Source organism: Streptomyces sp. SID3343 (assembly GCF_009865215.1).
Taxonomy (GTDB): Bacteria; Actinomycetota; Actinomycetes; order Streptomycetales; family Streptomycetaceae; genus Embleya.
Genome location: NZ_WWJX01000423.1, coordinates 1 through 10,791, shown reverse-complemented (window position 1 = coordinate 10,791; position 10,791 = coordinate 1). Strand labels below are relative to the sequence as shown.

8 protein-coding genes and 1 riboswitch are annotated in these 10,791 nt (G+C 73.5%); of the genes, 5 read left to right on the top strand and 3 right to left on the bottom strand.

The window, feature by feature from the left end; all coding sequences use genetic code 11:
* Positions 1-185 (bottom strand): hypothetical protein (locus GT354_RS53955; protein ID WP_237534795.1); only part of this gene is annotated, 185 nt, incomplete at its 3' end.
* Here GT354_RS53955 and GT354_RS13880 point away from each other — a divergent pair.
* The 4 genes from GT354_RS13880 to cobM all read left to right on the top strand — a co-directional run bounded on the left by GT354_RS13880 (position 184) and on the right by cobM (position 7,986).
* Positions 184-1,308, top strand: coding sequence for a beta-eliminating lyase-related protein (locus GT354_RS13880; protein WP_161356615.1), 1,125 nt, complete (start codon positions 184-186; stop codon positions 1,306-1,308). The two genes, GT354_RS53955 and GT354_RS13880, sit on opposite strands and share 2 nt — an antisense overlap.
* Before the next feature lie 163 nt (positions 1,309-1,471).
* Positions 1,472-1,580: riboswitch (cobalamin riboswitch) on the top strand.
* A gap of 194 nt (positions 1,581-1,774) precedes the next feature.
* Positions 1,775-5,422 carry a cobaltochelatase subunit CobN gene (gene cobN, locus GT354_RS13875; protein WP_161356614.1) on the top strand — a complete coding sequence of 1,216 codons (3,648 nt, stop codon included), beginning with the start codon at positions 1,775-1,777 and terminating at the stop codon, positions 5,420-5,422.
* 508 nt (positions 5,423-5,930) lie between these two features.
* On the top strand, positions 5,931-7,220 hold the full coding sequence (gene cbiE, locus GT354_RS13870; RefSeq protein ID WP_346012020.1) for a precorrin-6y C5,15-methyltransferase (decarboxylating) subunit CbiE: 1,290 nt from the start codon (positions 5,931-5,933) through the stop codon (positions 7,218-7,220).
* Positions 7,221-7,227: 7 nt separating this feature from the next.
* Complete coding sequence (cobM, locus tag GT354_RS13865; protein ID WP_161356612.1) at positions 7,228-7,986, top strand: precorrin-4 C(11)-methyltransferase; 759 nt, start codon at positions 7,228-7,230, stop codon at positions 7,984-7,986.
* A 20-nt stretch (positions 7,987-8,006) separates the two neighbouring features.
* Here the strand turns inward: cobM and GT354_RS13860 are convergent, their stop codons facing one another.
* A complete protein-coding gene (locus tag GT354_RS13860) occupies positions 8,007-9,143 on the bottom strand; it encodes a cobalt-precorrin-5B (C(1))-methyltransferase (RefSeq protein WP_161356611.1) in 1,137 nt (378 codons plus the stop codon).
* A gap of 89 nt (positions 9,144-9,232) precedes the next feature.
* Between GT354_RS13860 and GT354_RS13855 the strand changes: the two genes are divergently transcribed.
* The gene (locus GT354_RS13855) at positions 9,233-9,997 is read left to right on the top strand and encodes a cobalt-precorrin-6A reductase (RefSeq protein ID WP_346012019.1); all 765 of its coding nucleotides are present in this window, start codon (positions 9,233-9,235) and stop codon (positions 9,995-9,997) included.
* A 210-nt stretch (positions 9,998-10,207) separates the two neighbouring features.
* Here the strand turns inward: GT354_RS13855 and GT354_RS13850 are convergent.
* Positions 10,208-10,791: precorrin-3B C(17)-methyltransferase (locus GT354_RS13850; protein WP_161356609.1), on the bottom strand; the 584-nt coding region annotated here is incomplete at its 5' end.

Below are 10,791 nucleotides of genomic sequence, written 5' to 3'. Positions count from 1 at the left end.
CAGGGCCAGAAGGGCCCGCAGGCGGAGAACATCACCGTCTGACGGCACACATCACTCACAAGCGGGGCCCACGTCTTCTCGACGCGGGCCCCGCTTGCGTGCCATGCCTGCGCACGGTGGCGCGTGGAGTACCGCCCGTGCGCGTGTTCGGCCGCAGCCGTCACGGCGTTGCATGATGCTGTCATGTCAGACAACGTGAGCGCCGGCCGGATCAGGCAACTACGGGTGATGCGCGAGTGTGATCGAATTCTGTCCGGCGTTCGCCCACCGACCACCGCCGAGCGGCTGGCCCGATTGGCGAAGTACGCGGACGACGCACTCGACCCCGCCGAACTGCCGGACATGTACGGGGACGGCGGCGCCGTGTCGCACCTGGAGGCCCGGACCGCGCAACTGCTGGGCACCGAGGCCGCCCTGCTGTTCCCCACCGGCACGATGGCCCAACAGGTCGCGCTGCGCTGCCACGCCGGCGCGAGCGGATCCGACGTGATCGGCATCCACCCGCTCGCCCACCCGCTCAAGTGGGAGCGCGACGCCCTCTCCGTGGTCGCCGGCCTCAGGCCGCTCGTGCTGAGCGAGGGCCCCGGCCAACTCACCGCCGAGGACGTGCGCGGCAGCGGCGAACGGTTCGGCACGCTCTTCTACGAACTCCCTTTGCGCGAGCACGGATTCGTGCTGCCCACGTGGGACGAGCTGCTCGGCGTCGTACAGGCCGCCCGCGACCGCGGCGCCGCGCTGCACCTGGACGGCGCGCGCCTGTGGGAGAGCACCACCGGGCTCGGACACGGGCTGCACGAGATCGTCGACCTGTTCGACTCCGTCTACGTGTCGTACTACAAAGCCCTCGGCGCGGGCGCCGGCGCCGCGCTCGCGGGCAGCGCCGAACTGATCGAGGAGGCGCACGCGTGGCGACACCGCTACGGCGGGCGGCCGTTCCAGGCGTGGCCGATGGCCCTCGACGCGCTCGCGGCCCTCGACGAGACGCTGCCGCGGCTCGACACGTACGTCGCGCACGCCCCCGTGATCGCGGCCGGCCTCGCCGCCGTACCCGAGGCGATCGTCCACCCGGCCGTGCCGCACACCCACCAGTTCCAGGTGTGGCTGCCGTATCCCGCCGAGGAGATCAACCGCGTCCGGGTCGACCTCGCCGTCGAGCGCGGCGTATGGCTGACCGGAAAGTGGGACGAACCGGGGCTGCCCGGCTTCTCGTTCACCGAGATCACCGTCGCCGGAGCGGCCCTGGAGTGGACCGCGGAACAGGTGACGGCCGAGTTCGGCGCGCTCGTCGAACGGCTGCGAGCGGGCTGAACGCCGACCGGTCCCGGGCGGGTCGCACGCGGCGGCCGGCTCGTGATCCGTCCGTGACATCCGTCACCACCGGGCCCGACGCCGATTGGGGCATGTTGCGTCAAGGCGGGCCACTGAGCAATGCTGACCCCGCGCCGGCCCTACCGGCGCGGGGAGGGCGTGGCAGGAACCCGGTGTGATCCCGGGACGGTCCCGCCACTGTGACCGGCTCCGTCGTCGGTGACGTACGTGACACGTACGGCGCACACGACGTGACCGGGAGTCAGGAACTGCGCGTCTCACCCCGAGTCCGATGGGGCGAGGACCCCGGAGAGGCGCTCCAGGTGACGATTTCGTCCTGCCGGCGTTCTTGCATACGCAGTTCTGGCATCCGCAGTTCTGACACCCGCGGTTCCGGCACCCGCAGTTCAGGCATCCGCAGCATCCACCCCGTGGCCCGCCACGCCTTCGTCGGCGGAGGCGCCCGATGATCCTGCTCCTGTCGACGTCCGACACAGACCTGCTCAGCGCCAAGGCGAGCGCGGGTGACTGGCGCCTGGCCAACCCCACCCGCGTCGACGTGGCCGACCTGCCCGCGCTCCTGGACGGCACCGACCTCGTGGTGGTTCGCCTGCTCGGCGGCCGACGCGCGTGGGAAGCGGGCCTGGACGCGCTGCTCGCGGGCCCGCGCCCGGTCGTCGTGCTCAGCGGTGAGGCCACCGCCGACGCGGCGCTGATGGAACTGGCCACGGTCCCGGCCGGCGTCACCGCGCAGGCACACCAGTACCTCGCGCAAGGCGGCCCGGACAACCTCACCCAGCTCTACCGCTTCCTCTCCGACACGCTCCTGCTGACCGGGCACGGCTTCGACCCGCCCGTCGAGGTCGCGGCGTGGGGACGCCTGGACCGCCCGGCGCGCGACGTGAGCGGCCCCGCCGTCGGCGTGCTGTACTACCGCGCCCACCACCTCGCCGGGAACACCGCCTTCGTGGACTCGCTGTGCTCGGCGATCGAGGACGCGGGCGGGCGGGCCGTACCGATCTGGTGCGCGTCCCTGCGCGGCGCCGACGAGTCGCTCTTCGCCGCGCTCGCGGACGTGGACGCCCTCCTGGTGACCGTCCTCGCGGCCGGCGGCGCGGGCGGGGCCAAACCCGCCGAGGTCTCCGCCGGCGGCGACGACGAGCAGTGGGACGTCGGCGCGCTCGCCGGCCTCGACATCACCATCCTCCAGGCCCTCAGCCTGACCACCAGCCGCGCGGAATGGGAAGCCGGCGACGCGGGCCTGTCCCCGATGGACGCCGCGACCCAGGTCGCGGTGCCCGAGTTCGACGGCCGGCTGATCACCGTCCCGTTCTCCTTCAAGGAGACCGGCAAGGACGGGCTCACCTACTACGCCGCCGACCCCGAACGCGCCGCGCGGGTGGCCGGAATCGCCGTACGCCATGCCCGACTTCGCCACATTCCGGTGACCGAGCGCAAGGTCGGCGTGGTGCTGTCCGCGTATCCGACCAAGCACGCCCGGATCGGCAACGCGGTCGGCCTGGACACCCCCGCGTCGGCGGTGGCCCTGCTGCGCGCGATGCGCGAGGCCGGCTACGACGTCGGTGCGATCGACGGCGCCGACGCGCTGCCCGGCCTCGAACCCCCGGACGGCGACAAGCTCATCCACGCGCTGATCGCCGCCGGCGGCCAGGACCCCGAGTGGCTGAGCGAGGCCCAACTTGAAGGCAACCCGGTCCGGATCTCGGCCGGCGACTACCGCGAGCGCTACGCCAAGCTGCCGATCGGCCTGCGCGCCAACATCGAGGAACACTGGGGCCCGCCGCCCGGCGAGTTGTACGTGGACCACTCGCGCGACCCCGAGGGCGAGATCGTGCTCGCGGCGTTGCGCGCGGGCAACGTCATCCTGATCATCCAGCCGCCGCGTGGCTTCGGTGAGAACCCGGTTGCGATCTACCACGACCCGGACCTGCCGCCGAGCCACCACTACCTCGCTGCCTACTGGTGGTTGGACGCCCCGGCCGGCCCCGGCGGCTTCGGCGCGCACGCGCTCGTCCACCTGGGCAAGCACGGCACATTGGAGTGGCTGCCGGGCAAGAACCTCGGCCTGTCGGCGGAGTGCGGCCCCGACGCGGTGCTCGGCGACCTGCCGCTGGTCTACCCGTTCCTGGTCAACGACCCGGGCGAGGGCGCCCAGGCCAAGCGGCGCGCGCACGCGATCATCGTCGACCACCTCGTACCGCCGATGGCGCGCGCGGAGACCTACGGCGACCTGACCCGCCTGGAGCAACTGCTCGACGAGTACGCCAACGTGCAGGCGCTCGACCCCGCCAAGGGCCCGGCCCTCCAGGCGCAGATCTGGACGCTGATCCAGGCCACCAAGCTCGACCACGACCTCGGCATCACCGACCGGCCGCACGAGGCCGAGTTCGACGACCTGATCCTGCACCTGGACGGGTGGCTGTGCGAGGTCAAGGACGCGCAGATCCGCGAGGGCCTGCACATCCTGGGCAGCGCGCCCACCGGGGAAGGCCGGATCAACCTGGTCACCGCGATGCTCCGGGCCCGGCAGGTGTGGGGCGGCAAGGCCGCCGCGCTGCCGGGGCTGCGCGAGTCGCTCGGCCTGGTCGAGGGCGGCAGCGCCTCGCGCACCGAGACGGACGACGCGGAGGATCGCGCGCACCGGCTCGTGGCGGCGATGGAGGCCGCGGGCTGGGATCCGGCGGCGGCGCTCACCGTCACGCACGACGTGCTGGGCACGTCGTCCGCCTCGGTCGCCGACGTGTTGGCGTTCGCGGCGACGGAGATCGTGCCGCGCCTGGACCGCACCGGCGACGAGATCGGCGCCGTGCTGCACGCGTTGGAGGGCGGCTACGTGGCGGCCGGGCCCAGCGGGTCGCCGCTGCGCGGCTTGGTCAACGTGCTGCCTACCGGGCGCAACTTCTACACGGTCGACCCCAAGGCGATCCCCAGCCGGCTCGCGTGGGAGACCGGACAGGCGCTCGCCGACTCGCTGTTGGAGCGCTATCGCACCGACAACGCGGGCGAATGGCCGCGTTCGGTGGGCCTTTCGGTGTGGGGCACGAGCGCGATGCGCACGAGCGGCGACGACATCGCCGAGGTGCTGGCGCTGCTCGGCGTGCGTCCCGTCTGGGACGACGCGTCGCGCCGGGTGACCGGCCTGGAGGTGATCACGCTCGCCGACCTGGGCCGGCCGCGGATCGACGTCACGGTGCGCATCTCGGGCTTCTTCCGGGACGCGTTCCCGCACGTGGTGCTGCTGCTCGACGACGCGGTGCGCCTGGTCGCGGAGTTGGCCGAGGAGGATTCCGACAACTTCGTGCGGGCCCACGTGCGGGCGGACACCGCGCGGCACGGCGACGCGCGGCGGGCGACCACGCGCGTGTTCGGGTCGCGGCCCGGGGCGTACGGCGCGGGGCTGCTGCCGCTGATCGACGCGCGCACGTGGCGCGACGACGCGGACCTCGCCGAGGTGTACGCGACGTGGGGCGGCTACGCCTACGGCCGGGACCTGGACGGGGTGTTCGCGCGCGAGGACATGGAGGACGCGTATCGCAGGATCGCGGTCGCGGCCAAGAACACCGACACGCGCGAGCACGACATCGCCGACTCCGACGACTACTTCCAGTATCACGGCGGCATGGTCGCGGCGGTGCGCGCGCTCACCGGCACCGCCCCGGCCGCGTACATCGGCGACTCGACGATGCCGGACGCGGTCCGCACCCGCACGTTGCAGCAGGAGACCGCGCGCGTGTTCCGCGCCCGCGTGGTCAACCCGCGCTGGATCGAGGCGATGCGCAAGCACGGCTACAAGGGCGCGTTCGAGCTCGCGGCGACCGTGGACTACCTGTTCGGCTACGACGCGACGACGGGTGTGGTCGCGGACTGGATGTACGAGCGCCTCGCGGCCGAATACGTACTGGACGAGACCAACCGCGAGTTCATGCGCACCTCCAACCCGTGGGCGCTGCGCGGGATTTCCGAACGGTTGCTGGAGGCGGCCGACCGCGGCATGTGGGAGAAGCCGGAACCGGCGACGCTGGAGGGGCTGCGCGAGGTGTACCTCGACGTCGAGGGCGACCTGGAGGGCGGCGAGGACGGGGCGGATGGCTGAGGGCGGGGCGAGGGCGGAGCCGGACTCGGCGGCCGGGTTGGCGGGGGTGGGGGTGGCTGCCGCGTCCGCCTCGGTGTCGGCATCCGCGTCCGCGTCTGCGGGGCCGGGGGTGGGCTTGGGCTTTGCTGCCGGGGCCGCGGGGGTGCGGCGGGGGCTCGGTTCGGGGTCGGCAACTGCTTCCGGGGGCGCGCGGTCGGCTTCGGGTCCGGGTTCGGGTCCGGCCTCGGGTTCGGGTTCGGGTTCGGCTTCAGGTCCGGGGCCGGGCTGTTCGGGCTCGGTGGTGGCCGTTGGGGTCGAACCCTCGGTCTCGGTGTCCTGCGTTGGGGCCGAACCTTCGGTCTCGGTGTCCTGCGTTGGGGTAGAACCCTCGGTCTCGGCGTCCAGTGTCGGGGACGAACCCCCGGTCTCGGTGGTGGCCGTTGGGGCCGAACCCTCCGTCTCGGTGCCCTGCGTCGGGTCCGATCCTTCGGTCTCGGTGCCCTGCGTCGGGTCCGATTCTTCGGGCTCGGTGCCCCGCGTCGGCGTCGATCCCTCGGGCTCGGTCACGGTGGTCGGGATCGGGGACGACGGGTGGGACGGGCTGTCGGCCGCGGCGCGCGCCGTCGTCGCCCGGGCCGATGTCGTGGTGGGCGCCGCGCGGCACCTGGCGCTGATCCCCGCCGGAGGCGAACGCCTGCCCTGGCCCTCGCCGTTCGCGGTCGGCTTCGTGGCCGAATCGGCCGCGCGGCGGCGGGTGTGCGTGCTGGCGAGCGGGGATCCGATGTTCTACGGCGTCGGGGCCACGCTGGTCCGGGAGTTGGGGGCCGCGCGGGTCACGGTCGTGCCCGCGCCGTCGTCGACCTCGCTCGCGTGCGCGCGCCTGGGATGGCCGGTACAGACCGTTCCGGTGGTCAGCGCGGTGGGCCGGCCGCTCGCGGCGTTGGCCGCCGAACTGACCGCCGGGGCTCGGGTCCTGCTGCTCAGCGCCGACGGGTCGACCCCCGGTCGCGCGGCGGTACTGCTGCGCGAACGCGGTTTCGGCACGAGCGCGCTGACGGTCCTCGAACACCTCGGCGGACCGACCGAATCGGTGTGGTCGGGCACGGCGGACGCGCTCGCCGCCGCGCCCGAACGGCGGTTCGCGGACCTCAACGTGCTGGCGATCGAGTGCGGCCCGGGCCCGGGACTCAGCCGCGTACCGGGGCTGCCCGACGACGCCTACGCGCACGACGGTCAGTTGACCAAGCGCGAGATCCGCGCGGTGACGCTCGCCGCGCTCGGCCCGCGACCCGGCGAGCTGCTGTGGGATGTCGGCGCGGGCAGCGGCAGCATCGGCATCGAGTGGATGCGCGTCCACCCGTCGTGCAGCGCGATCGGGTTCGAGGCGCGCGAGGACCGGGCCGAGCGAGCTCGGGCCAACGCCGCGACCCTGGGCGTGCCCGGGTTGCGAGTGGTGGTCGGGCACGCGCCGGACGTCCTGGCGGGAGCCCCGACCCCCGACGCGATCTTCGTCGGCGGCGGCCTGACCGTCGACGGCGTGGTCGAACGGTGCTGGGCCGCGTTGCGCCCCGGCGGCCGACTCGTGGCGAACGCGGTGGTCGCCGAGACCGAGGCCGACCTGTTGCGCTGTCGCGCGCTGTACGGCGGGGAGTTGACCCGGCTTCAGGTCGCCCGGTCCACGCCCGTGGGCCGGTTCACCGGGTGGCGGCCGGCGATGCCGGTGACCCAGTGGGCAGTGACCAAGAGTGGTGCGGAGCCGGTGGGTTCCACGAGTCCTACGCGTTCCGCCGATGCAACGCGTTCCGTCGAAGGGGAGTAGTACAGCCGTGACCGTTCACTTCATCGGGGCAGGGCCCGGCGCGGCCGACCTGATCACCGTGCGGGGGCTGCGGATCATCTCCGAGTCGCCGGTCGTGCTGTACGCCGGGGCCCTGGTGCCCCGGGAGTTGGTGGCCGCGGCGCCCGAAGGGGCTCGGCTCGTGGACACCGCCGAACTGAACCTGGACGAGATCGTCGAGGAACTGCGGGCCGCGCACGCGGCCGGGCTGGACGTGGCCCGGTTGCAGTCCGGCGACACGTCCTTCTTCAGTGCCGTCGCCGAGCAGCAGCGGCGGTTGGACGCGCTCGGCATCCCGTGGGACATCACCCCCGGCGTGCCGGCGTTCGCCGCCGCCGCGGCCGCCCTGGGACGGGAGTTGACGCTTCCGACGGTGGGTCAGACGGTCATCCTGACCAGGGTCGAGGGCAACGCGACGGCGATGCCGGTTGGGGAGGACCTCACCACACTCGGGCGCTCCGGCGCCCTGCTGGTCCTGCATCTGGCGGTGGGTCGGGTCGAGCGTGTGGTCGCGGAGTTGACGCCGCTGTACGGCGCGGACTGCCCGGTCGCCGTGGTGGCCCGGGCTTCGCGCGCCGACGAACTGGTGGTGCGGGGCGAGTTGGCCGATCTCGTGTCGTTGGTGCGCGACAACGGGATCCGGTCGGTCGCGGTCATCATGGTCGGGCGGGTGCTGGCGGATCCCGGTTTTTGCGACAGCCACCTGTACAGCGACGTGCGGGATCGGACGGCGCAGGCGTCGTTGTGAGCCCGCGCCCGGTGACCCGTCTACGGCACGACGCCCGCGCGGCCGACGATCGTGCCGCCGCGGTCGATGGCGACCACGTCGACACCGATCTCGATCGGGCTGCCGCGCAGGATGTCGCGGGCCGCGTCGCGGGCGTCCTCGGCGACGGCGTCACCCAGCGGTACGCCTTCGGCGCGGGCGAGTTCGAGGGCGTGCAGGGCGGTGTTGGCGGCGCGGATGCGGTCCGCGAGGTCGGCGCTCGCACCGACGCGAAGGGCCCGCTCGGCGAGGCCGGCGAGGTTGATCCGCGAGCGGCCCGAGTGCAGGTCGAGCCGGCCGTCCGCGAGCTTGGAGAGCTTGGCGAAGCCGCCGGCCACGGTCAACCGCGGGATCGGGTGTCGGCGCAGGTACTTGAGCAGCGCGCCGGCGAAGTCGCCCATGTCGAGCAGGGCCGTGCCGGAGAGGCCGTACAGTTGCGCGCCCACACGCTCGGACGTCGTGCCCGTCGCGCCCAGGACGTGCGTCTCGCCGGTGGCGACGGCCACGTCGATGCCGCGGCGGATCGAGTCGATCCAGGCCGAGCACGAGTAGGGGATCACGATCCCCGTGGTACCCAGGATGGACAGCCCGCCGAGGATGCCCAGGCGTGGGTTCCAGGTCTGCCGGGCGATCTCCGCGCCGTCGTCCACGGACAACTCCACGACGACGTCGCCGGTGCCGCCGTAGCGGCCGGCCACCCGGGCGACGGCCTCGCGGATGAGCGTGCGCGGCACCGGATTGACGGCCGGCTCGCCGACCGCGAGCGGCAGCCCGGGCAGGGTCACCGTGCCGACGCCGGGGCCGGCCCGGAAGGTCACCCCGGACCCGGGGGCCGCGTGCCGCACGGTGGCCCTGATCAACGCGCCGTGCGTGACGTCGGGATCGTCGCCGGCGTCCTTGACCACGCCGGCCATCGCGTCCTCGGCGCCGCGCCGCTCGACCGCGAGCGCGAACGCGGGGGTCTGGCCGCCCGGGAGGTGCACGGTCACGGGGTCGGGGAACTCCCCGGTCAGGAGCGCCTGGTAGGCGGCCGTGGTCGCGGCGGTCGCGCATGCGCCGGTGGTCCAGCCGTAGCGCAGCTTCGCGGCGCCGGCGCCGGGGCCGGGGCCGGTTTCGGGGCCGGTTTCGGAGCCGGTCATCGGGTGCGGAGCCGTTCGTGAAGGGTGGTGTGGACGTGCGCGCGGTCGTAGGTGCGGAGGCGGATGTAGATGCGGATGTGGAGGCGGGCGTGAGCACGGGCGAGGGCGTGGGTGCGCGGCTGGTGCTCGTGCTGGGTGGTACGTCGGACGCGCGCGTGTTGGCGGCGCGGCTCGACGGCGTCCCCGGGGTGCGGGTGGTGTCGTCGTTGGCCGGGCGGACCAGTGCGCCGGTGCTGCCGGTCGGGGAGACGCGGGTGGGCGGGTTCGGCGGGGTCGCGGGGTTGGCGCGCTGGTTGCGGGAGCGGCGCGTCGCGGCGGTGGTGGATGCCACGCACCCGTTCGCGGCCCGGATCTCGGCGAACGCGGTCGCGGCGTGCGACGAGGTCGGGGTGCCGCTCGTGCGATTGCAACGGCCGGGGTGGAGCGCGGTGGCCGGCGACGACTGGCACTGGGTCGACTCGGCGCACGCGGCGGCGCGGCTGCTGCCCGACCTGGCGGAGCGGGTATTCCTGACCACGGGCCGGCTGGAGACCGCCCCCTACGCGGCGGCCGACGCCCTGTGGTTCCTGCTGCGGAGCGTGGAACCGCCCACGGATCTGCTCCCGCGACAGTGCGAAGTCCTGTTGTCCCGAGGCCCGTTCACGGTTGCCGACGAGATCGCCCTGATGCGCGACCGACGCATCGACGCGGTGGTGACCAAGGACAGCGGCGGCGCCCTGACCGCCGCCAAACTCACCGCCGCCCGACACCTCGGGCTCCCGGTGGTCCTGCTGCGCCGCCCGCCGATCACGGCCGCGATCCGCGTCGAGGACGCGGACGCGGCGGCGCGGTGGGTGCTGACGTCGGCAGGGTGAGGCGGGCACGGCTCTCACTGTGACACACGCGTGCACGGAAGCGATCTTGGAGTCGAAGGGCGACACGCGGAGGATCCCTCGCTTCGACCCCTTCGACCCCTTCGACTGCTTCGACCCCTGGGGCTCGTGCGGCTCGTGCGGCTCGTGCGAGTCCTGTGACTCCTTTCGACGCTTTCGACTCTTTCGACTCCAAGCTCTCGCCACTGATGCTCAGGCCGGGTAGCGGCGGGGGGTGTAGACGGCCGTGCTGCCGTCCGGGCGGGGGTAGGTGCGGGTCTGGGTCGAGCCGATGATCAGGAGTGTGCGCATGTCCACCACATCCGGGTCCAGTTCGGCGAGAGGGACGACCGTGACGGATTCGGTGGGACCACCCACGTCGCGACCGACGATCACCGGCGTGTTCGGGTCGCGGTGCTTGAGGAACAGGTCGCGGGCCTCCGCCACCTGTGTGCGGCGCGTCTTGGACGCCGGGTTGTAGATCGCGACCGCGAGGTCGGCCTCGGCGGCGGCGGTCAGCCGGCGTTCGATCACGGCCCACGGCTTGAGGATCGCGGACAGGCTGATCACGCAGAAGTCGTGGCCCAGCGGCGCCCCCGCGCGCGCCGCGACCGCCTGCATCGCGGACAGGCCGGCGACCACGCGTACCGGCACCTCGGTCGCGCTTTCGTGGGCGGCCTCCAGGACGGCGGAGGCCATCGCGAACACGCCCGCGTCGCCCGACGACACCACGGCGACCCGGCCGCCGGCCTCGGCCAACGCGATGGCGTGGCGGGCGCGTTCGGCCTCGACGCGGT